Here is a 21,181-nt window from a genome sequence, read left to right as displayed (position 1 = left end):
GGCATGCGCGCATCGCCGATTACACCGACCGTCGACTTCGACGGGCAAGGGGTTCAGCACGGTTTCCTGAAACTGCCGCACTCGCACGACAGTTCCGCGTGGGGCGCGGTGATGATCCCCGTCACCGTCGTGCAGCGCGGGCACGGGCCCACGGTGCTGCTGACAGGCGGCAACCACGGCGACGAGTACGAAGGGCCCATCGTGCTCTCGCGGCTCGCCTCCACGCTGAAGGCCGAGGACGTGGCGGGCCGCGTCATCATCGTGCCGTTCATGAATTACCCCGCGTTTCTGGCGGGAAGCCGCACGTCGCCCATCGATCGCGGCAACCTGAACCGCAGCTTTCCGGGTCGCCCCGACGGCACCCTTACCGAAAAAATCGCGGACTACTTCCAGCGCTATCTGCTGCCGCTTGCCGACTACGTGCTGGACCTGCACGCAGGCGGACGCACGCTCGACTTCGTGCCCTTCGCCGCCATTCACGTGCTGCACGACCCGAAGCAGCAGGCGCGCTGCGAGGCCGCAATGCGTGCGTTCGGCGCGCCGTACTCCATGCGCATGCTGGAACTCGACAGCGTCGGGCTCTTCGATACGGCGGTGGAAGAGGCGGGCAAGGTATTCGTCTCGACGGAACTGGGCGGCGGCGGCACGGCTACCGCGGCGAGCGTGGCCGTGGCGATGCGCGGCGTGCGTGGCTTTCTGCAGCATGCCGGCGTGCTCGCGCCGCCCGCGGGCGAACTGTTCGAGGCGGCGAGCCGCGCGTGGGGCGAGGCATCGCGCACCACGACGCTGCTCGATATGCCCGACGGCAGCTGCTATACGACGAGCGAGCACGACGGCCTGATCGAGCCGTGCAAGGACCTGGGCGAGATGGTGGAACACGGGGAGGTGATCGCCCGTGTGTACGACACGACGCGCTCGGGCGCGCGGCCCTTCGAATATCGCGCGGCGCGCAGCGGGCTGCTTGCGGCGCGCCATTTCCCGGGGCTCGTGCGCGTGGGCGACACCGTCGCGGTGGTGGCCGACGTCGTGGAGCGCGGCATTCCGGTGGCGGCCTGAGCGCCGCCCGCTATAGGCACGCGATACATCCATGAAACTCGACCGCTACGACCTCGCGATTCTGCGTACCCTGGTGTGCGATGGACGCATCACGAAGTCGCGCCTCGCCGAAGAGGTCAACCTGTCGATCTCGCCGGCGTGGGAGCGCGTGCGGCGTCTGGAGGAAAGCGGGCTGATTCGCGGCTATCGTGCGGATATCGACTGGATTGCGGCGTTCAAGGGCACGCGCATCGTCGTGGAAGTCACGCTCGCGCGCCATACGGCGCACGACATGCGCCGCTTCGAGGAGCGCGTGGCTAGCGCTCCCGAAGTCGTGCAGTGCCACGCCACTGGCGGCGGCGTGGACTACGTGATGCACGTGGTCTCGCGCGACATCGACCAGTACCAGCGTTTCATCGATTCGCTGCTCACGGACGAACTCGGCATCGAGCGCTATTTCACCTACATCGTGACGAAGGTCGTGAAGCAGGCAGGGGATACGGTGCCGGACTGGGTTGCGGATTCAGGCGAGGCGGGCTGAGGGCCGCACCCGCCCGAAAGCACGCCACAGAAAAAACCCCTGAAATTCCGGCTCGAAAACAGAAAGAACGCACAGCGTCGGGCCGCAACACAGAAAGAGCAGAGGGCATGCCGGCCCTACAGTGGAAGGCATTGAAACAACGCTACAGAGGCAGGTTCTGGCCAATGTCGTCGCCACTCTGCCGGCCAATCATGGAGGAAGTCATGCTGCTGGGCCATCCCGTTCTATTCAAGTCGCTGTGCTATGTAGACGGACGCTGGGTTCACAGCGACACGGCATCCACCGTCGCGGTGCAGAACCCTGCCGATCAAAGCGTGATCGGCCACGTTCCGATGTTGAGCGCCGCGCAGATCGAGGAAGCGGTGTCCGCGGCGCAGCGCGCGTTCGAAGCGTGGCGCTGGGTGCCGGTGGCGCAGCGCAGCGCGCTGCTGCTGCGCTGGCACGAACTCGTGCTGCGCCATCGCAACGATCTGGCCAGCATGCTTGCGCTGGAGCAGGGCAAGCCGCTCGCGGAGGCGCGCGGCGAGATCACCTATGGCGCAAGCTTCATCGAATGGTTCGCGCACGAAGCGAAACGGCTGGGCGGCCGCACGATCCCGTCCCATATCGACGGCGCGCAGCTCGGCACGATGATGGAGCCGGTAGGCGTGGCCGCACTCATCACGCCGTGGAATTTCCCCTCGGCGATGATCACGCGCAAGGCCGCGGCGGCTATCGCGGCGGGCTGCACCGTAGTCGTGAAGCCCGCGCACGAGACGCCGTTCTCGGCGCTCGCGCTCGCGCAACTCGCGGAAGAAGCGGGCTTTCCCGCAGGCGTCTTCAACGTCGTGCTCGGTGAGCCGCAGACCGCGATGGAAACGCTCGTGCGCGACGCTCGCGTGCGCTCGGTCAGCTTCACGGGTTCCACGCGCGTGGGCACGCTCGTCATGCAGGCCGCGGCGAGTGTGGACATCAAGAAGACCGCACTGGAACTGGGCGGCAACGCGCCCTTCATCGTCGCGGAAGATGCGGATCTCGAAGAAGCCGTGCGCGTGGCCGTGGCCGCGAAGTTTCAGACCTCGGGGCAAGACTGCTGCGCAGCGAACCGCATTCTTGTGGCGAAGCCGCTCTACAAAGCATTCGTTGCCCGCTACAGCGACGCCGTGCGTGCGCTGAAAGTGGGCGGAGCATTCGAAGACAGCGTGGACGTGGGTCCGCTCATGCACCAGGCGGCGTTCGACACCACGCGCGAACGCGTGGCCGACGCCCGCGCGAAAGGCGCACGCATCACCGTGGGCGGCGAGCCGCACGCGCTGGGCGGCTGGTTCTTCGAACCCACCGTGATTGCCGACGCGCGGCCCGGCATGCGCGTCTACGACGAAGAAAACTTCGCACCCATCTCGGCGGTGTCGCCGTTCGAGACGCTCGACGAAGCCATCGCGCTTGCCAACGACACCGAATACGGCCTTGCCGCCTATCTGATGTCGACGAACCTGAACACCGTCTGGCAGACCCTTCGCCGACTCGAATTCGCGATGGTCTCCGTGAACGGCGTGAAGTTCACGGGCGCGCCCATTCCCTTCGGCGGCATGAAGGCCTCGGGCCTTGGCCGCGAAGGCGGCATGGAAGGCTTCGAACCGTTCGTGGAAACCCGCTACTACTGCCTGGGCCAACTTGGCTTGCCTCACGCGAACGCCGCATCGATGCGGCATGCGGCTGCGGCATGACGCGCGAGCAGGCCCGCCCCTCTATTCAACCGATCACGACATCATCACGGAGAAGCACATGACCTCATTCGACTCCCTGCTCACGGCCGACCGCGCCCACTTCATGCACCCCTCCACGCACGCTCACGACCACGCGAGCGGCGCGCTGCCGGGTCGCATCGTCACGGGCGCGAAGGGCATTCGCATTGAAGACCACACGGGCAAGTCGTTCATCGACGCCTTCGCGGGTCTCTATTGCGTGAACATCGGCTACGGCCGCACCGAAGTGGCCGAGGCCATCTACGAGCAGGCGAAGAAGCTCGCCTACTACCACACCTATGTCGGCCACTCGACGGACACCATCATCGAACTGTCGTCGCGCATCATCGACTGGGCGCCGGCCGGCATGAAGAAGGTGTACTACGGCATGTCCGGTTCGGACGCGAACGAAACGCAGATCAAGATCGTCTGGTACTACAACAACGTGAAGGGACGCCCGCAAAAGAAGAAGATCATCTCGCGCCAGCGCGGCTATCACGGCTCGGGCATCGTGACGGGCAGCCTCACGGGGCTGCCGGGCTTTCACCAGTGCTTCGACCTGCCCGTCGAGCGCGTCAAGCACACGGTGTGTCCGCACTGGTATCGCCAGGCGCCGGCGGGGATGAGCGAAGAGCAGTTCGTCGCGTACTGCGTGGATGAACTCGAAAAGCTCATTGCGCACGAAGGCGCGGACACCATCGCCGCGTTCATCGGCGAACCGGTAATGGGCACGGGCGGCATCCTGCCGCCGCCGAAGGGCTACTGGGCGGCCATCCAGCCAGTGCTCAAGAAGCACGACATTCTGCTGATCTGCGACGAAGTGGTGTGCGGCTTCGGGCGGCTCGGTTCGAAGATGGGCGCGCAGCACTACGGCATCGAGCCCGATCTCATCACGGTGGCCAAGGGCCTCACGAGTGCGTATGCGCCGCTCTCGGGCGTGATCGTGAGCGAACGCGTGTGGGACGTAATCGATCAGGCATCCCAGGAACTTGGCGCCATGGGGCACGGCTGGACGTACTCGGGGCATCCGATTTGCGCGGCTGCGGCACTCGCGAATCTCGACATCCTCGAACGCGAGTCGATTACGCGCAATGCGGCCGAAACGGGGGCGTACCTGCAACAGCAACTGCACGCGGCGTTCGATGCGCACCCGCTCGTGGGCGAAGTGCGCGGCGAGGGCATGCTGGCCGCGCTCGAATTCATGGCCGACAAGGATGCGCGCATTCCGTTCGATGCCGCGCTGAAGGTGGGGCCGCGCGTGTCGGCTGCTGCGCTGCAACGCGGTCTGATCGCGCGTGCGATGCCGAACGGCGACATTCTCGGCTTCGCGCCGCCGCTCATCGCATCGCGTGCGGACGTTGACGAGATCGTGCAACTGGCGAAAGCCGCAGTGGACGACGTGGCCGGGCAGGTGCTGACGCAGAAAGCGTCGGCGGCAGCGTAGAAGTAAATCGAAGGGCAGAAGCAGTAGAGGCGACAGAGGCAGCGCGGGCGCGGCGTTTGCGCCCGCTCGTGCTCGCAAACCGATCATTGGCGTGATATAAGCCCAAGGCAGAGTTTTCGCTGCGCACTCAACTCACTGCGCACGCAAGTGCCATGCAGTGTTGCCATGGGGGACGTCCAATGAAGTTAATCGAAAGAAGCAAAGTCGCTGCTAGTGCATTCGCGTTCGTCTCGCTCGCATCGGTATCCGCGGGCTTTCTCGAGAGCACGCCCGCTGTTGCGAAGGTACCGCAGCAGCCGGCCATCCTTACCGGCTCGGCGGTTGCCGTAGCGGACAAATATGCAGCCGACGCCGCCGAACAGGTCTTCAAGGAAGGCGGCAATGCGGTGGATGCCGCCGTCGCCATCGCGTTCACACTCGCGGCCACGTATCCCGAAGCCGGCAACATCGGCGGCGGCGGGTTCATGACGCTCTACGTGAACGGCAAGCCGTACTTCATCGACTATCGCGAACGTGCGCCGCTGGCCGCCACGCGCAACATGTACCTGGACGACCAGGGCAACGTGATTCCCGGCAAGAGCCTCTATGGCTATGACGCCGTAGGCGTGCCCGGTACCGTGTCGGGCATGTGGGAAGCGCAGCGGCGCTTCGGCAAGCTCAAGTGGAAGCAGGTGCTTGCGCCCGCCATCCATTACGCGCGCGACGGCTTCGAAGTGAGCGACCAGCTCGCGCAGCGTCGCGACGCGGCATCGAAGGAATTCGCGGGCAAGACGAATTTCGATCAGTACTTCGGCGGCATGAACGAAGGCGTCAACTTCAAGCAGCCGCAACTGGCGTCCGTGTTGACGCGCATCGCCAACGACGGCGCGAAAGATTTCTACAGCGGCAAGACCGCCGACCTGATCGCCGCCTCCATGCGCGGCCACGGTCTCATCACGAAGCAGGACCTGCAGCAGTACAAGGCCGTGTGGCGTCAACCGATCGAAGCGAACTGGAACGGCTATCGCATCATCACGGCGCCGCCGCCCAGCTCGGGTGGCATCGGGCTCGTGCAGCTCTTGAAGATGAAGGCCGATCTCGCGCCGTATTTCAAGGGCGTTTCGCTCAACTCGGCTCAATACGTTCACCTGATCGCGGAGATCGAGAAGCGCGTGTTCGCAGACCGCGCCCAGTACCTCGGCGACCCGGACTTCTATAAGGTGCCCATCGCGCAGTTGACCGACGATGCCTACATTGCGAAGCGCGCGGCGGAGGTCAACGAGAACACGCCGTCCGATACGAAGAGCGTGCAGCCGGGGCTTGGCACCTCGATGCCGGAGAAGGCGGAGACCACGCACTTCTCGGTGGTGGACAAGTGGGGCAACGCGGTGTCGAACACCTACACCATCAACGGCTATTTCGGCTCGGGTGTGGTGGCGGACGGCACGGGCATCGTGCTCAACGACGAGATGGACGACTTCTCGGCCAAGCCCGGCGTGCCGAACATGTTCGGCGTGGTGGGCAGCGACGCGAATGCGATTGCGCCGAAGAAGCGGCCGCTTTCCTCCATGACGCCCACCATCCTCACGAAGGACGGCAAGGTGTCGCTCGTGATCGGCACGCCTGGCGGCTCGCGCATCTTCACGTCGATCTTCCAGGTGATCAACAACATCTACGACTTCCACATGCCGCTGAAAGACGCGGTGGCGGCAATGCGCTTCCATCACCAGTTGCTGCCGCCCAATACGATCTTCTGGGAGCCGTATCAGCCCATGGACGGCGAGCTTGCGAAGGCGGTCGAGGCGAAGGGCTATGTGCTGAAGGGGCAGAACTTCAGCGGCGACATCCAGGCCATCAAGATCGACGGCGACACGCCGCTGCCCGCGGCGGACCCGCGCGGGCGCGGGGTGACGCGGGTGGTTCAGTAAGTAGCAGGTCAGCAGGAAGCTGGAGTGACGAGGCATCGCACGGGTAGCCGTGCGATGCCTCTTTCGTTTTTGCCGGGCCGCGGCGAACGGATGTTTTCCGCAGTGCTCAGCTCACCCCTTCTGCTCCACAGGCGTCACGTCCAGTTCCAGCCGCTGCACGCCGCGCAGCACGGTGATCTTCACCGCGCGATCGATACGCGATGCGTCGAGCGAGCGCTGCAACGCGTCCACGCTGTCCACGGGCAGCGCGTCGATGGCGACGATCGTGTCGTCCACGCGCAGGCCGCCCTGAGCGGCGGGGCTGCCTTTCACCACTTCGAGCACGCGCACGCCCGCGGCCTGATCGAGCCCGAAGTAGCGCTGTGCGCGCCGCGATACCGGCGACACGGTGCCCGCCACGCCGATATAGGCGCGTCGCACGCGGCCATACGCGAAGATCTGCATGATGACCCACTTCGCGGTGTCGATTGCGGTGGCGAAACTGATGGCCTGCGCGCCCTGAATGATCGCCGTGTTCACGCCGATCACCTGGCCTGCCGAATTGATCAGCGGACCGCCCGAATTGCCGGGATTGAGCGCGGCGTCGGTCTGGATCACGTCGTAGATCATGCGGCCCGTGGTGGAGCGCAGCGAGCGGCCGAGCGCCGAGACGACACCCGTCGTGACGGTCTGCGCGAGGCCGAGCGGATTGCCCACCGCGATGGCGATCTGCCCCACGCGCAGCGACGACGAGTCGCCTAGCTCCACGTGCGGCAGCGGCTCCGCGCAGCCGATGCGCAGCACGGCGAGGTCGCTATCGGGGTCGTCGCCGACGAGGTCGGCATCGTATTTCGAACCGTCGGCGAGCGTCACGCTGATGCGCGTGGCGCCGTGCACGACGTGGCTGTTGGTGAGCAGATACCCGTCGGGCGTGAACAGGAATCCCGAACCGGTACCGCCGCGCACGCGCGGCGCGCGGCCGGTGTCGCCGGGCAGGCTGCGTTCGACGGCAATGAAGGCGACGGCCTGCTGCACGCGGGCCAGCGCGCCGATCACGGTGCGCGAGTAGGCGTCGAGCAGGGCGTCGTCGCTTAATGGACCCGGCGTGGCCGGCTGAGGTGCGGCCGGCTCAGGCGTGGCCGGCTGAGATGCGTCCGGCTCAGGCGCACCGCGCGAAAGATCGTCGATAAAACGGGGACGGCTTCCCATGTTGGGGCTCCGGATGAAGAGGGCCGCAGATGCGGGGTCATTGCCCTGTTTTTCAAGGGCGCGGGCAAGCGGTGCCGCGTTTCGCGTGGCCGCCCTGCTGGACAGCGAGTCATGCGCGGGGTAATACGGTTGACACCGTGGCATCAGATAATGGGGCGCGCCATTTTGTGCCGCGCCATGTGTGCAATCCGCGCAAGCAGCACGCGACCCATTTTCGTAGCGAGGAGGAAGCCGATGAACGACGAAGACCGCAAGCCCGATATGTCGCTTGAGCGGCAGCGGCGGCTCGAGGAAGAACTGATCGACGCATACGACGAAGAACTCGAGATGGAGGTGGACGACCGCATCCTCGATGGCGAGGCCGCGTTCACCGACGAGGCTCGCAGCACGCGCCGGCTCTACTTCAAGGAGTTGTTCCGCCTGCAGGGCGAACTCGTGAAGCTGCAGGACTGGATCGTGCACACGGGCCACCGTCTCGTCGTGATCTTCGAGGGGCGGGATGCGGCGGGCAAGGGCGGCGCGATCAAGCGCATCACGCAGCGGCTCAATCCGCGCGTGTGCCGCGTCGCGGCGCTGCCCGCGCCGAACAGCCGCGAGCGCACGCAGTGGTATTTCCAGCGCTACGTGCCGCATCTGCCGGCAGGCGGCGAGATGGTGCTGTTCGACCGCAGCTGGTACAACCGCGCGGGCGTGGAGCGCGTCATGAATTTCTGCACTGACGATGAATACGAGGAGTTCTTCCGCTCCGTGCCCGAGTTCGAAAAGATGCTGGTGCGCAGCGGCATCCAGATCGTCAAGTACTGGTTTTCGATCACGGACGACGAACAGGAAATCCGCTTCCAGAGCCGCATCAACGACCCGCTCAAGCAGTGGAAGCTGAGCCCGATGGATCTGGAAAGCCGGCGCCGCTGGGAAGCCTACACGCAGGCGAAGGAAGTGATGCTGCAGCGCTCGCACATTCCCGAGGCGCCGTGGTGGGTGGTGCACGCCGTGGACAAGAAGCGCGCGCGGCTCAACTGCATCCACCATCTGCTGAGTCAGGTGCCGTACCACGAGATCGAGCATCCGGCCGTGGCGTTGCCGGCGCGCGTGCATCATCCGGACTACATCCGCCAGCCCGTGCCGGGGGCGATGATGGTGCCCGAGGTGTATTGAGCCGTGGCGCTGCGGGAGCAGCGCGCCAACTGTAACCGCGGCGGTTTCAGAGCCTGAAAGACGAAACGCGCGGCGCGGACACTGGTTTCTGCCAGTGCCTGCGCCGCGCGTTTTTTGTTGCCGGCTCCGCCAAGGCGGGATTGTTGCGGACCGTCGCGGTGTCGTTCTTCAGACGGCCACGGTCAGCGGGTCACTGCGACATTACTGCGACACGTACGCGACGTAGGGCCCCGTGCCACCGCCGGTCGACGTCTTGCCGACGATGCCCACGTACACGTGACGTCCGTAGAAGAACGGCAGGCCGAAGTCCATCATGCCGCTGGCCGTGCCCGCGATGTCGTTGAACGCGAAGTTGCCGGTGTTGGCGAGCACGATTTCGTTGGCCACGTTGAAGTTCAGCGCCGTGGTGGTCGCCGAGGCATTTCCGCTCGAATTGGTGAGCGAGGCCGTGAGCGGCAGCGTCGTGCTGGGCGCGTACCACGAACCGCTGCGCGTAATGGTCGAGTCCGGGAAGAACAGGCCGTTGGAGCCCGAGTCGAAGAACGCGTTGTCGGTGAAGGTCTGCGTCTTGTAGGTGGCCGTGAAGTTGCCCGCGTTGTTGGTCTTGAGCAGCGTGGCGCCAGTCCCAGACAAGACGCTGTTGCTTGTTTTGTCGATGCCGAACACGAGCGTGCCTGAGGCGGTTGTCGCGCCCAGATCCGCCACCTGCGCCATTTCCACGATCACGCCGTTGTTGTCCGTCGGGAAGAGGGCGACGGGGTTCTGCACCTGCAAGGCGAGCGGCTGCGTGGTAGCCGTGCAGGTGGAGCCCGAGCACGTGTAATACGCGCCGCTCTGCGCGCCGCTCACACACCCGGTGCCGCAGTCGTATTGACTACTGCCGACGCCGAGAATGCCGTTGGCAAAGGCCGCATTAGGCGTGTTCATGGCCGTGCCGATCTGGCATTCGCTCGGAGCCGATGCCGAGATCGCGGAGTCACTGATGATCTGCACCGGAACGTTCGTGGCGACTTCGGTGCCGAGCTTGATGTCGGCGTTGCGCACGCCGCCCCACGTGTAGCCGCTGACGAAGAGGCCGCATTCGGCGACAGTCGGTGCCGCCAATGCATTCATCGTGTTCGAAGGCACGACCGATGCGAATAGCCGCAAGCCATACGAGCCGGTATCCAGCAGCACGTTCGGAATCGTCGAGCAGGTGGAGCCCGTGGCGCCGGTGTTGGCCTGGCACACCGTCACGCTCACCATCGGCGCGTTCACGAGCCCATACAGCTGGTTCGACACGCTGATCGCCACCGCGTTGGTGCCGTTGACGGCGGTCGGCGTAGCCGTTGCGTCGGCCCAGGGGGTGGTGTTCGTGGAATTGGTCGAACTGCTCGTGCTGCCGGACGTCGTGGTGCTGCCCGACGTCGTGCCGGAACTGGTCGTCGTGGTCGTGCTGGAGCCGCCGCCACCGCCGCCGCCACAGGCGGCCAGAACGAGACAGAAGCCGGCGATCGCGCCAAACCATGCGAATTTGCTGGACATGAGGGTTATCTCGCTTACTGGATATCGTCAGTGTTGAAACCGGCCGGCACCGCGAGCGGCAGCCATGCACGGCCCGTGAAGGAACCCATGTGTCCGCCCGTCTGAACCACGAGGTTCGACTGCTGGACGGTGGCGGGTCCGTATCCGTTGTGCTGCGCCGCATGCGCAGTAGCGAGCCCCTGTACGTAGGCAGGGAAGTAGGTGCCGAGCAGCGTGTTCAGCGGCGCCATCTGCGGGCCTTGCCACGCAATGGCGAACACGGTGCCGTTCGTTCCGACGTATTCGCGAACCACCGTGCCGCTCGGCAGCGTGGTCTCGTTGACGCGGAACAGCACGGCAGCGGCGTTGATGCGCTGCGTCATCCGCGTGTTGGTGGTGCTGGCGGGCTGCCAGGTCGGAGCGGCGCCCAGCTCGGCATAGGCCGGCGAGGCGGAAACGATTGCGGCCGCGGCGAGCGCGACAGCAACGGGCGACAAAACCCTCGTATCGAATCTTCTCATTCGCGAATATCCAACGTTTTATGTTTATTGGGTGAGTGGTGCGACAACAGGTGATTCATGGGTCACCCAATGGGGAATGACGGCAGTTAAAGGGAATTCTTAAGGGCGATTACGCCGGTAAGCAGTCGTAGCCCCGCTGGGCTTGGCGTTCGCGGCAGCGGGTAAGACGCGGCAACGCAATCGTAGCGGAACAGCGTTCGATCAATGATCCGAAATGAATGGCCGCGGGAGCGCCTGGCGCGTGCGACACCCTCAGGCTGACAAGGCTGAACGGAGAAAACAGCGGCGCGGAAAATGGGGCGGCCGCGACGTGTGTGGCGCGTCCGCCGACCGGAAGGTGCGGGGCGCGGCTTACCCATCGGAAGGCCGCGCGGAAAGGGGGCGCGTGGAGGCTCATCCCTCGGAGGGTTGTGCGGAAAGGCGGCGCGTGGCGGCTCTTCCTTCGGAAGGCCACGCGGAAAGGTGGCGCGTCCCGGCTCATCCTTCGGACGGCCGCGCGGGAAGGCAGTGCGCCGCATCCCGCCCGCCGAATGGCGGCGGCGCACCGCGCACCACGTCCGTCCGCCCGTCAGAACGCGTGGCGGAACACCCAGTACAGTGCGCCCGCCAGTGCGATCGAGGCCGGCAGCGTCAGCACCCAGGCCAGCACGAGGCTGCGCACCGTGCCCCATTGCAGCCCCGAGCCGTTGGCCGCCATCGTGCCCGCCACGCCCGACGAGAGCACGTGCGTCGTGGAGACCGGCAGCCCGTACACGTCGGCCGCGCCAATCGTCGCCATGGCGACAAGTTCCGCCGAGGCGCCTTGGCCGTAGGTCAGATGCTGCTTGCCGATGCGCTCGCCCACCGTCACGACGATGCGCTTCCAGCCCACCATCGTGCCCAGCCCGAGCGCGATCGCCACGGCCACCTTCACCCAGGTCGGGATGAACTTGGTGGCGTGGTCCACCTGCTTGCGGAAGTTGTCGATGGCGCCGGCATCCGCCGCCGCGAAGACCGGCTGCTTCGCCTTTTCCATGAGCCGGATGGCTTCGGACACCACGTACATGTCGTTGCGCACGTTGCCCACTTCACTCTGCGGCACGGCGGCCATGGAGGGCGACGCGCCCACTTGGTCCGCAATGCGCAGCGTGAGCGCCTGAATGGCCGGCACCGTGGCGGGCGACAGCTCCCGGCTCGCGATGTAGCGTTCCGCCTCGACGCGCGGCTGCGCGGGCGCCGCTACGCCGTTCGTGTACTTGCCGAAGGTGGCCGCCGCCTCGTGCGCCACGGCGATGAAGGTCTGCGTCTCGGCCGGCGTGACCGCGCGGTTGAGCGCGTAGGCGGTGGGCACCGTGCCGATCAGGATCAGCATGATGAGCCCCATGCCCTTCTGGCCGTCGTTGGAGCCATGCGCGAACGACACGCCCGTGCACGTCAGCACGAGCAGCGCGCGAATCCAGAACGGCGGCGCTTCGTTGCCCTTGGGTTCGGCGTAGAGCGCCGGCACGCGCACGAGCGCCTTGAGCACGAGCAGCAACAGCGCGGAAAGCAGGAAGCCGACCACCGGCGAAAACAGCAGCGACTTGCCGACGCCCAGCGCCTGGCTCCAATCCACGCCGCTCGTGCGCGAGGCGCCGTGCATCAGCTGGTTCATGAGCCCCACGCCGATGATGGAGCCGATCAGCGTATGCGAACTCGACGACGGCAGCCCGAAGTACCACGTCCCCAGGTTCCAGATGATGGCCGCGATCAGCAGCGCGAACACCATCGCGAAGCCCGCGCTGCTGCCCACCTGCAGGATCAGTTCCACCGGCAGCAGTTGCAGGATGCCGAACGCGACGGCGCCCGTGGACGTGAGCACGCCCAGAAAATTCCACGTGCCCGACCAGATCACGGCCGCATTCGGCGTGAGCGAATGGGTATAGATGACGGTGGCCACGGCGTTCGCGGTATCGTGGAAGCCGTTCACGAATTCGAAGCCGAGCGCGATGGCGAGGGCCACGCCCAGCAGCAGCCAGGGCAGGATGGAGCCCTCGCGCACGGGCGCGAGATCGCCGACCAGGTGCGTTGCAACGTAGACGGCGCCGATCAGCAGCACGGCGAGAAATGCGGCCAGGCTTGCGTTGCGGCCGCGCGCGGCGCCGGCAGTGGCCTGCTGGGGATACGAAAGGTCGGGCATTGCCTTGTCTCTCCTCATTAGGGTGTCGAGATCGGGAGCGGCCTTGGCAGGACGCGGCCGGGGCAGGGCCGCTCGGGATCGGGCCTGAAAGCGGCCTTGAAGGGGTTTTGAAGCAGGCCCTGAAGAGGCCTTGAAGCAAGCCCGAAACCGGCCCAAAACGGGCCAGAAGCAGGTTCGAAAGCGGGCTCAGAGCGGGCTCAGAACGATCTCAAGCGCGTGCCAGAAAAGCGCACTGAAAGCTGACCCGAAAGCCGACCGAACAGCGGACCAACAAGCGGGTCCCCGTCCATCGTGGCGAATGTGAATGTCGGCTTGATGACGGTTTTGTATGGATGCGACCGCGTTGGGGTCGCTTTGGGGTGAGTTTGGTTTGGCGCGCGCAGTTCCGGGCGGTCTTCGGCTGCTCGGACGTTGGTAGAAGACCGCTCTGGCGTCGCTCGCGCAGACTCGTGCGCTGCAGGAGCGCGCGGGCATCAACCGAGGAGGAAGGCATGACCGTTTCCCGTCTCAAGATGATTCCCGGCATTGGCGTGGACCGAATGGGCGACGCCGCGGACGCGCAACACAACCGCCACATCCTGCGGCTCGAAAATCTCGACACGGACCTGCGTCCGCCCGCGGAAGCCATCCGCGCGACGCACGCGGCCATCGACGACGACGACGCCAACAGCTACCTGCCGTTCACCGGCCAGACGGCGCTGCGCGAGGCCGTGGTCGCGCGCATGCAGCGCACGGCCGGTGCCGTCTACGATCCCGCCAACGAATGCATCGTTTCCGCGGGCGGCCTTGCGGGCATCCTCAACGTGTTGCTTTCCATCCTGGAGCCCGGCGACGAAGTGGTGCTCACCGATCCGACCTACGCGGGCCTCATCAACCGCGTGCGGCTGGTGGGCGGCGTGCCCGTGTTTGTGCGGCTCGTGCCCGGCGCTGCGGGCTGGCGCCTCGATCTGGATAGTCTCGCGGCAACCGTCGGGCGGCGCACGCGGGCGTTCCTCATGGTGTCGCCTTCCATGCCGGGCGGTTTCGTCGCGAATGCCGAGGAATGGAACGCGATTGCCGATCATTGCCGTCGCGCGGACGCATGGCTCGTCTACGACGCCGCGATGGAACGCATCCTGTTCGATAGCCGCGAGGTCATTCATCCCGCGGCGCTGCCCGGCATGCGCGAGCGGACCATGACGGTGGGTTCCGTGTCGAAGGAGTACCGCATGATCGGCTGGCGCGTGGGCTGGATTGTGGGCCCCGAGTCGATCATGGCCGACGTGCGGCTCACGAGCCTCTCGAACGTGGTGTGCCAGGTGGGCATCGGCATGCCGGGGGCGACGGCCGCGCTCACCTGCGCCGACGACGGTATCGCGCAGGCCGTTGCTGAATGGCAGGCGCGCCGCGACTGTCTGCTCGATGCCTTGCGCGGCCTGCCGGTGGTGCCGCCGCACGGCGGCTGGTCGCTTCTGATCGACACGGAACAGTTGGGGCTCGCGCCGCAGGAAGCGTCGCGGCTGCTGCTCGAAAAGGGCGAGGTGGCGGCTACCGCGATGTCGGGCTGGGGGCCTGACGCGGGCCGTTATCTGCGCTTCGTGTTTTCGAACGAGCCCGTTGCGCGGCTAGCGGATATTCGCGAGCGCGTGCGTCGCGCCTGGGGCGTGTAACGTCGCTGCCGCTTGCCGCTTGCCGCTTGCCGCTTGCCGCTGCCGCTGCCGCGCTTGCGGCGTTCACGCCGTGCATTGCAGCAGCGGCTCGCGCGCGAACACGGCCGCCACCCAGTCGACGAACACGCGGATGCGGTGCGGCAACTGCCGGTTGGGCGAGTAGAGAATCGAGATGGGGCGCGGGATGGAAGGGTAGTCCTTCAGGATCTCGCGCAGCGCGCCGCTTGCCAGATAGGGCTCCAGAATGAAGCGCGTGCCCTTCACGATGCCGAGCCCTTGCAGCCCGCAAGCCACGTAGGCACCCACCTCGTTCACGGCGATCATGCTTTTCATGTCGAAGAGCTCGGTCTTGCCGTTCACCTGGAAGTCCCAGGCCCGCACGCGCCCGGTGTTGCTCGACACGTAATTGACGCCGATGTGCTCGCTCAGATCCTCGGGCGATTTCGGCTCGCCGTATTTGTCGAGGTAGGCGGGCGCGGCGCAGGTCACGCGCCCCATGTTGCCGATGCGCCGTGCCACGAGCCCCGAGTCGTCCAGCTCGCCGGTGCGGATCACGCAGTCCACGCCTTCTTCGACGATGTCCACCTGCCGGTCCGAGAGACCCATTTCGATTTCGATGTCGGGATACGCCGCGAAGAATTCGGGCAGCGCCGGAATGATCGAGGTTTTCGCGATCAGCGCCGGCATGTTGACCTTGATCTTGCCCTTCGGGCTCAGCCGCGCATGCGTGAGTTCCGACTCCATCTCGTCCACTTCGGCGAGCACGCGCAGCGAGCGCTGGTAGTAGCGCTCGCCGTCTTCGGTCACGCTCACGCTGCGCGTGGTGCGGTTCAGGAGCCGCGCGCCCAGATGCGCTTCGAGCGCCTGGATGATGCGCGAGGCCTGCGGCGCCGTGAGTTGCAGCGTTTCGGCTGCCTTCGTGAAGCTGCCGGATTCGACCACGCGGGCGAATACCTTCATCGCCAGAAACCGGTCCATCATGTTGCGATCCTCGTTCGTTGTTGTGCCTGGGTTGGCATGGCGTGCACGCTGAATGCGCTTGGCGCGCTCAATGCGCCTGGTTATGCGTCGGCTAGTCCGCCGAATTCGCCGAATCCTCTGATTCCACGAACACCGCGCGGCCCTGCGTCATATCCCGCAGCGCATCGCGTGCGCGTTCCACCATCGTGGCCGGCATGCTGATGGTGAATTGAACGCCCATCGCGTAGCGGCTATCCGCGAGCGTGAAACCTTCCTGTTCCATCCAGCGCCGCACGCGCGTTTCGTCGGCATAGCCGATCTCCACGGTCAGCAAGGCCTGAGCGATGCGCTCCACGCGCGGCGCGTCTTGCAGCGCCGTCGCAATGGCGTCGGTGTAAGCGCGCACGAGGCCACCCGCGCCCAGCTTCACGCCGCCGTAGTAGCGCACCACGGCCGCGAGCACGCCGTCCAGGTCGTGATGGCGCAGCACTTCGAGAATGGGGCGCCCCGCGGTGCCGGACGGCTCGCCGTCGTCCGACATGCCGGACTGGCCGCCCGCCAGCAGCGCCCAGCAGACGTGCGTGGCCGTGGGATGTTCCTGGCGCAGGCCGCGCAGCACCTCCATTGCGGCGTCGCGGTCGGCAACGGGCACGGCACAGGCGAGGAAGCGGCTTTTGCGGATGTCGAGTTCCGCGGTAACGGTGTGGGCGAGCGTGTAGGTCATGTAGCGGTTTGCCGGAAACCCCGCGATTTTACCGTGGCGGCTTATCGGCCCATCTATCGGGCCATTTATCGGGCCGGCTATCGGCCCATCTATGCCGATTGAATTTTTAAGCTGGCGCTGGGTTTATTGGCTTTGTTAGATGCATGTCATTCAGCTGTCGAATGACAGATAACTAACCAACACGCTAATCAACCCACTCACCACACCGCGCGATGCGACCCACCTTCGCCCAGACCGTCGAAGCCAGTTTTGCCGGCCTCACGCCCACCGCCAAGCGCATTGCGAGCTACATGCTGGCGAACCTCGACCGCCTCGGGCTCGAGACCGCCGACGAGATCGCCCAACGCACGGGCACGAGCGGCATCTCGGTGGGCCGTTTCCTGCGCAGCGTGGGCTACCGCAACCTCGACGATCTCAAGCGCGAGTTGCGCGGCGCGCTCGAACGGCCCTGGATGATCACGGACCGGCTCGACGAGTACCGCCGGCGCGCTGCCGCAGGCCAGAATGGAGCCGGCCATGACGACGCGGCTACCGCATCGAACGGCGAAGGAGCACCCGCGGCAGCCTCGTCGCAGATCGCCTCGCCGCTTGCCTCGCCAGGCGCACCGAACGCGCTGGAACTCGAACTGGACGCCATCCGCCACGTCTACGCGCTCGCGCAGAGCGAGGCGTTTGCCAACGTCTCGAAGCGCATCGCGCATGCCGAGGCCGTCTACATACTCGGCATCCAGTCCACGCGCGGCATCAGCAACGCGTTCTACAGCTACCTCGAATACATCCGGCCGCGGGTGTTCTACTCGGACGGCATGTCGGGCTCGTACGTGGATTCGCTCAATGCCGAGTTCGCCGAGCCCTACCTGATCGTGACCGACACGCGCGCGTACTCGCGCATCGCGCGCCGCTACTGCGAAGCCGCCGCGCGCCGCGGCTTGCCGTTCGCGCTCGTCACCGACCTCTACTGCCCGTGGGCGCGCGACTTCGCCTGCGACCTCATCCAGGTGAAGACCGACGTCGGGCAGTTCTGGGATTCGCTCGCGCCGCTCACGTGCCTGTTCAATCTGCTCATTACGTCGGTGGTCGAACGGCTCGGCCCCGCCATCGACGCGCGCGTGGCCCGCAACCGCGAGCTGCAGCGCGAACTCGAACAGTTCGACGTGCCGGCGTCCCGTCAATCGCATCGCACTACGTCTGCTTCTTCGTGACCCCATTCATGACCTCATTCATGACGCACCCGCACCGCCTCGTTCCCATCACGCCCGAAAGCCACGGCGTGGATCTCGACATCGTCTACGCGACCGACCGCAACCTGACGGGCAAGCCCATCTACAAGGCGGCCCACTGCCTGTTGCTCGAACCCGCGGAAGCCGCGCTGCGCCGTGCCGTGGAGATTGCGCGTGCAAGCGGCTACACGCTGCGCATCTTCGACGCCTACCGCCCGCCGCAAGCGCAGCAGGTGCTGTGGGACTTCCTGCCGGACCCCACCTACGTGGCGGACGTGAAGCGCGGCTCGCACCACAGCCGCGGCGCGGCGCTCGACCTCACATTGCTCGACACCGAAGGCAACGCGCTCGAAATGGGCACGGGCTTCGACGCGATGACCATCGAATCGGAGCACTTTCACCCCGGCCTGCCCGAGCACGTGCAGCGCAACCGGCTGCAACTGATCGGCGTGATGCACGCCGCGGGTTTCACGCACATCAAGAGCGAGTGGTGGCATTACGAACTGCCCGGGGCGATGGCGCTGCCGCTCATCGACAACGAAGAAAGCGGCCCGTTGCGGTTGATGTAGCGCCCAGATGTAACGCCCAGATATAGCGTCCTGACGCAGCGCATAGCGGATAACCAGTTTTGCCGATACACCTCTTTTCACTACCACTGCACGACCACTTACGGGAGCGAACATGAATCGCGTTTTGCGCAATGGGCTGGCCGCGGCCAGCATGGCGGCAGCTCTGGGCTTCGGATTCGGCGCGCCGGCGCTGGCCGCCACGCCGAAAGACATGCTCGTGATGGCCACGATGCTCGACGAGTTTTCCACGCTCGATCCGGGCGAAGTCTACGAACTCGTGCCGGAGGAATACATTGCGAACACCTACGACCGGCTCGTGCGGGTGGATCTCAAAGACCCCTCGAAATTCAATGGCGACGTGGCGCAGTCATGGACCGTGAGCCCCGACGGACTCACCTTCACGTTCAAGATCAAGAGCGGCCTCAAGTTCCACTCGGGCAACCCGCTCACGGCAGACGACGTGGCCTGGTCCATTCAGCGCACGGTGCTGCTCGACAAGGGCGCGGCTGCGGTGCTGCAAGGCATCGGCCTCACGAAGGACAACGTGCTGCAACGCGTGAAGAAGATAGACGACACGACGGTCAGCATCACCACCGACCAGAAGTACGCGCCGACCTTCGTGCTGAACGTGCTGGGCGCGTGGCCGGCGTCGGTGGTGGACAAGCAGCTGCTGCTCACGCACCAGAAGAACAACGACTTTGGCAACGAGTGGCTGCGCACGAACGAAGCGGGCTCGGGCGCGTACCGGCTCGTGAAGTGGACGGCGAACGAGAGCATCGTCTTGCAGCGCTTCGACGGCTACCGCCTGCCGCTTGCCATGAAGCGCATCGTGCTGCGTCACGTGCCCGAAGCGGCGAGCCAGCGGCTGCTGCTTGAAAACGGCGACGCCGATGTGGCCCGCAACCTGAGCCCCGACGACCTCGCCGCGCTCGAAAAATCGGGCAAGGCGCACATCACGGCGGTGCCGCAGGCTACGCTGCTGTACCTCGGCCTGAACGTGAAGAATGCGAACCTCGCGAAGCCCGAAGTGCAGGAAGCCATGAAGTGGCTGATCGACTACAACGGCATTCAGACCAACATCGCGAAGACCACCTTCAAGGTGCACCAGACGTTCCTGCCCGAAGGCTTCCTCGGCGCGCTGAACACGAACCCCTACCATCAGGACGTGGCGAAGGCCAAGGCGCTGCTCGCCAAAGCCGGCCTGCCGAACGGCTTCAACGTGACGATGGACGTGCGCAACGGCTACCCCTATAGCGAAATCGCGCAGGCCATTCAGGCCAATCTCGCGCAGGGCGGCATCAAGGTGGAGATCATTCCGGGCGACAACAAGCAGACGCTCGCGAAGTACCGCGCGCGTCAGCACGATATCTACATCGGCGAATGGTCGGCGGACTACATCGATCCGCACAGCAACGCGCAGGGCTTCGCATGGAATCCGGACAACTCGGAGAAGTCGGCCTACAAGATGCTCGCGTGGCGCAATTCGTGGGACATCCCCGACCTCACGAAGGAAACCAACGAGGCGCTGGCCGAATCGTCGTCCGCGAAGCGCGCGCAGCTGTATCAGACCATGCAGAAGCAACTGCTCGCGCGCTCGCCGTTCGTCATCATGTTCCAGCAGGTTTCGCAGGTCGCTGCGCGGCCCGGCGTGACCGGCCTCGAAGTGGGCCCGATCAACGACCTCGTGTCGTACCTGCACGTCAAGAAGCAATAGGCGTGGTAATAAGCGCAGCATGAGAGGCGCGCCCGCGCCTCTCGCTGGAGGAAATCAACATGTCCCTGTCGATGCCGGCTACGCCGCTCGAAACCCTGCACAAAGGCGCGGCGCGCCACGCGAGCGTGCGCTGGACACTGCGCGTGCTGCGCTGGGCCGTCACGCTCGCCATCACGTTCGTGGGGCTGCTCGCCGTCACGTTCGTGATTGGCCGCAAGGTGCCCATCGACCCGGTGCTGATGGTGGTGGGCGACCGCGCGTCCGCCACGGCGTATGCGGCGGCGCGTGCGCAACTCGGGCTCGACCAGCCGCTCGCGGTGCAGTTCTGGCTCTATGCGCGCGACGTGCTGCACGGCAATCTCGGCGTTTCGCTGCTCACGGCGAACCCCGTGATCGACGACATCAAACGCGTGTTCCCGGCCACGCTCGAACTCGCGACGCTCGCGACGGTGATCGGCGTGCTGATCGGCGTGCCGCTGGGGGTGATCGCCGCTGCGCGGCATAACCGCTGGATCGACCACGTGGCGCGTTTCGTGGGGCTGATCGGCAGCTCGGTGCCGGTGTTCTGGCTCGGGCTCATGGGGCTGCTGTTGTTCTATGCGCGGCTGCATTGGGTGTCGGGGCCGGGCCGGCTCGACCCCATGTTCGACGGCATGGTGGATACGCACACGGGCAGCCTGCTGATCGACGCGTTGATTGCGGGCGAATGGGACGTGTTCTTCAACGCGCTCTCGCACATCGTGCTGCCGGCCGCGATACTGGGCTACTACTCGGTCGCGTATCTGAGCCGGATGACGCGCTCGTTCATGCTCGACCAGTTGAGCCAGGAGTACATCACCACCGCGCGTGCTAAGGGCGTGCCCGAGCGCCGCGTGATCTGGATGCATGCGTTCGGCAACATCATGGTGCCGCTGCTCACCGTCATTGCGCTCTCGTACAGCTTCCTGCTGGAAGGGTCGGTGCTTACGGAGATCGTGTTCGCCTGGCCCGGCATCGGTTCCTATCTGACCGGCGCGCTGCTCAATGCCGACATGAATGCCGTGCTGGGCAGCACGCTCGTGATCGGCGTCACGTTCATCGCACTGAACCTGCTGACGGATGCGCTTTACCGCGTGTTCGATCCGCGTGCCCGTTGATGTTCTGGAGAACTCTTTCCGTGCACCCGCGTT

The 21,181-nt window shown here is 65.6% G+C and carries 17 protein-coding genes; 11 read left to right on the top strand and 6 right to left on the bottom strand.

Annotated elements, in window-relative coordinates:
* Positions 1–3: 3 nt before the first annotated feature.
* The 5 genes from doeB (at position 4) to ggt (ending at position 6,651) form a co-directional block, all read left to right on the top strand.
* Complete coding sequence (gene doeB / locus PKKP23_RS07785) at positions 4–1,056, top strand: N(2)-acetyl-L-2,4-diaminobutanoate deacetylase DoeB (RefSeq protein WP_126876459.1); 1,053 nt, start codon at positions 4–6, stop codon at positions 1,054–1,056.
* Positions 1,057–1,087: 31 nt separating this feature from the next.
* The gene (locus PKKP23_RS07780) at positions 1,088–1,576 is read left to right on the top strand and encodes an Lrp/AsnC family transcriptional regulator (RefSeq protein WP_126876458.1); all 489 of its coding nucleotides are present in this window, start codon (positions 1,088–1,090) and stop codon (positions 1,574–1,576) included.
* Positions 1,577–1,779: 203 nt separating this feature from the next.
* The gene (locus PKKP23_RS07775) at positions 1,780–3,282 is read left to right on the top strand and encodes an NAD-dependent succinate-semialdehyde dehydrogenase (protein WP_126876457.1); all 1,503 of its coding nucleotides are present in this window, start codon (positions 1,780–1,782) and stop codon (positions 3,280–3,282) included.
* A 58-nt stretch (positions 3,283–3,340) separates the two neighbouring features.
* On the top strand, positions 3,341–4,744 hold the full coding sequence (locus PKKP23_RS07770; protein WP_126876456.1) for an aspartate aminotransferase family protein: 1,404 nt from the start codon (positions 3,341–3,343) through the stop codon (positions 4,742–4,744).
* 179 nt (positions 4,745–4,923) lie between these two features.
* Positions 4,924–6,651: a gamma-glutamyltransferase gene (gene ggt / locus PKKP23_RS07765; RefSeq protein WP_126876455.1), complete on the top strand. Its 1,728-nt coding sequence runs from the start codon at positions 4,924–4,926 to the stop codon at positions 6,649–6,651.
* A 111-nt stretch (positions 6,652–6,762) separates the two neighbouring features.
* Here the strand turns inward: ggt and PKKP23_RS07760 are convergent, their stop codons facing one another.
* The gene (locus PKKP23_RS07760) at positions 6,763–7,839 is read right to left on the bottom strand and encodes a S1C family serine protease (protein ID WP_126876454.1); all 1,077 of its coding nucleotides are present in this window, start codon (positions 7,837–7,839) and stop codon (positions 6,763–6,765) included.
* 234 nt (positions 7,840–8,073) lie between these two features.
* Here PKKP23_RS07760 and ppk2 point away from each other — a divergent pair, with 234 nt between their 5' ends.
* A complete protein-coding gene (gene ppk2, locus PKKP23_RS07755) occupies positions 8,074–8,994 on the top strand; it encodes a polyphosphate kinase 2 (protein WP_126876453.1) in 921 nt (306 codons plus the stop codon).
* Between the two features lie 201 nt (positions 8,995–9,195).
* Here ppk2 and PKKP23_RS07750 read toward each other — a convergent pair whose 3' ends face one another.
* From PKKP23_RS07750 to PKKP23_RS07740, 3 genes are all read right to left on the bottom strand, one after another.
* Positions 9,196–10,518: a DUF3443 family protein gene (locus tag PKKP23_RS07750; RefSeq protein ID WP_126876452.1), complete on the bottom strand. Its 1,323-nt coding sequence runs from the start codon at positions 10,516–10,518 to the stop codon at positions 9,196–9,198.
* Between the two features lie 14 nt (positions 10,519–10,532).
* Positions 10,533–11,018 carry a DUF2844 domain-containing protein gene (locus tag PKKP23_RS07745; RefSeq protein WP_026121975.1) on the bottom strand — a complete coding sequence of 162 codons (486 nt, stop codon included), beginning with the start codon at positions 11,016–11,018 and terminating at the stop codon, positions 10,533–10,535.
* A 568-nt stretch (positions 11,019–11,586) separates the two neighbouring features.
* A complete protein-coding gene (locus PKKP23_RS07740; protein ID WP_126876451.1) occupies positions 11,587–13,176 on the bottom strand; it encodes an inorganic phosphate transporter in 1,590 nt (529 codons plus the stop codon).
* 491 nt (positions 13,177–13,667) lie between these two features.
* On the opposite strand from PKKP23_RS07740, the gene PKKP23_RS07735 reads away from it, so the two are divergent.
* Entirely contained in the window at positions 13,668–14,825 is a 1,158-nt protein-coding gene (locus PKKP23_RS07735) for a pyridoxal phosphate-dependent aminotransferase (protein ID WP_126876450.1), read from the top strand.
* 63 nt (positions 14,826–14,888) lie between these two features.
* Here PKKP23_RS07735 and PKKP23_RS07730 read toward each other — a convergent pair whose 3' ends face one another.
* Positions 14,889–15,803, bottom strand: a complete 915-nt coding sequence (locus tag PKKP23_RS07730) for a LysR family transcriptional regulator (protein ID WP_168724546.1) — start codon at positions 15,801–15,803, stop codon at positions 14,889–14,891.
* 94 nt (positions 15,804–15,897) lie between these two features.
* A complete protein-coding gene (locus PKKP23_RS07725; protein ID WP_017777452.1) occupies positions 15,898–16,509 on the bottom strand; it encodes an IMPACT family protein in 612 nt (203 codons plus the stop codon).
* Between the two features lie 212 nt (positions 16,510–16,721).
* Between PKKP23_RS07725 and sapR the strand changes: the two genes are divergently transcribed.
* The 4 genes from sapR to PKKP23_RS07705 all read left to right on the top strand — a co-directional run bounded on the left by sapR (position 16,722) and on the right by PKKP23_RS07705 (position 21,148).
* A complete protein-coding gene (gene sapR, locus PKKP23_RS07720; RefSeq protein WP_017777453.1) occupies positions 16,722–17,711 on the top strand; it encodes a sap1 transcriptional regulator SapR in 990 nt (329 codons plus the stop codon).
* Positions 17,712–17,731: 20 nt separating this feature from the next.
* Positions 17,732–18,298, top strand: coding sequence for a D-alanyl-D-alanine dipeptidase (ddpX, locus tag PKKP23_RS07715; RefSeq protein ID WP_126876448.1), 567 nt, complete (start codon positions 17,732–17,734; stop codon positions 18,296–18,298).
* A gap of 112 nt (positions 18,299–18,410) precedes the next feature.
* Complete coding sequence (locus tag PKKP23_RS07710) at positions 18,411–20,012, top strand: ABC transporter substrate-binding protein (protein ID WP_026121977.1); 1,602 nt, start codon at positions 18,411–18,413, stop codon at positions 20,010–20,012.
* Between the two features lie 59 nt (positions 20,013–20,071).
* The gene (locus PKKP23_RS07705; protein ID WP_420873203.1) at positions 20,072–21,148 is read left to right on the top strand and encodes an ABC transporter permease; all 1,077 of its coding nucleotides are present in this window, start codon (positions 20,072–20,074) and stop codon (positions 21,146–21,148) included.
* Positions 21,149–21,181 lie beyond the last annotated feature (33 nt).

It is taken from the genome of Paraburkholderia kururiensis JCM 10599 = LMG 19447 (assembly GCF_003986935.1).
In the GTDB taxonomy this organism is placed as follows: domain Bacteria; phylum Pseudomonadota; class Gammaproteobacteria; order Burkholderiales; family Burkholderiaceae; genus Paraburkholderia; species Paraburkholderia kururiensis.
Note: the sequence above shows the minus strand (reverse complement) of the source record. Positions and strands in the feature narration are given on the sequence as shown.

What these genes read in the sequence shown, in the direction of transcription:
- PKKP23_RS07740 (WP_126876451.1), bottom strand. Translation starts at nt 13,176, where the DNA reads ATGCCCGACCTTTCGTATCCCCAGCAGGCCACTGCCGGCGCCGCGCGC.
- PKKP23_RS07710 (WP_026121977.1), top strand. Translation starts at nt 18,411, where the DNA reads ATGAATCGCGTTTTGCGCAATGGGCTGGCCGCGGCCAGCATGGCGGCA.
- PKKP23_RS07760 (WP_126876454.1), bottom strand. Translation starts at nt 7,839, where the DNA reads ATGGGAAGCCGTCCCCGTTTTATCGACGATCTTTCGCGCGGTGCGCCT.
- PKKP23_RS07750 (WP_126876452.1), bottom strand. Translation starts at nt 10,518, where the DNA reads ATGTCCAGCAAATTCGCATGGTTTGGCGCGATCGCCGGCTTCTGTCTC.
- PKKP23_RS07730 (WP_168724546.1), bottom strand. Translation starts at nt 15,803, where the DNA reads ATGGACCGGTTTCTGGCGATGAAGGTATTCGCCCGCGTGGTCGAATCC.
- PKKP23_RS07725 (WP_017777452.1), bottom strand. Translation starts at nt 16,509, where the DNA reads ATGACCTACACGCTCGCCCACACCGTTACCGCGGAACTCGACATCCGC.
- ddpX (WP_126876448.1), top strand. Translation starts at nt 17,732, where the DNA reads ATGACGCACCCGCACCGCCTCGTTCCCATCACGCCCGAAAGCCACGGC.
- ppk2 (WP_126876453.1), top strand. Translation starts at nt 8,074, where the DNA reads ATGAACGACGAAGACCGCAAGCCCGATATGTCGCTTGAGCGGCAGCGG.
- ggt (WP_126876455.1), top strand. Translation starts at nt 4,924, where the DNA reads ATGAAGTTAATCGAAAGAAGCAAAGTCGCTGCTAGTGCATTCGCGTTC.
- PKKP23_RS07770 (WP_126876456.1), top strand. Translation starts at nt 3,341, where the DNA reads ATGACCTCATTCGACTCCCTGCTCACGGCCGACCGCGCCCACTTCATG.
- PKKP23_RS07780 (WP_126876458.1), top strand. Translation starts at nt 1,088, where the DNA reads ATGAAACTCGACCGCTACGACCTCGCGATTCTGCGTACCCTGGTGTGC.
- PKKP23_RS07745 (WP_026121975.1), bottom strand. Translation starts at nt 11,018, where the DNA reads ATGAGAAGATTCGATACGAGGGTTTTGTCGCCCGTTGCTGTCGCGCTC.
- PKKP23_RS07705 (WP_420873203.1), top strand. Translation starts at nt 20,072, where the DNA reads ATGTCCCTGTCGATGCCGGCTACGCCGCTCGAAACCCTGCACAAAGGC.
- sapR (WP_017777453.1), top strand. Translation starts at nt 16,722, where the DNA reads ATGCGACCCACCTTCGCCCAGACCGTCGAAGCCAGTTTTGCCGGCCTC.
- PKKP23_RS07775 (WP_126876457.1), top strand. Translation starts at nt 1,780, where the DNA reads ATGCTGCTGGGCCATCCCGTTCTATTCAAGTCGCTGTGCTATGTAGAC.
- PKKP23_RS07735 (WP_126876450.1), top strand. Translation starts at nt 13,668, where the DNA reads ATGACCGTTTCCCGTCTCAAGATGATTCCCGGCATTGGCGTGGACCGA.
- doeB (WP_126876459.1), top strand. Translation starts at nt 4, where the DNA reads ATGCGCGCATCGCCGATTACACCGACCGTCGACTTCGACGGGCAAGGG.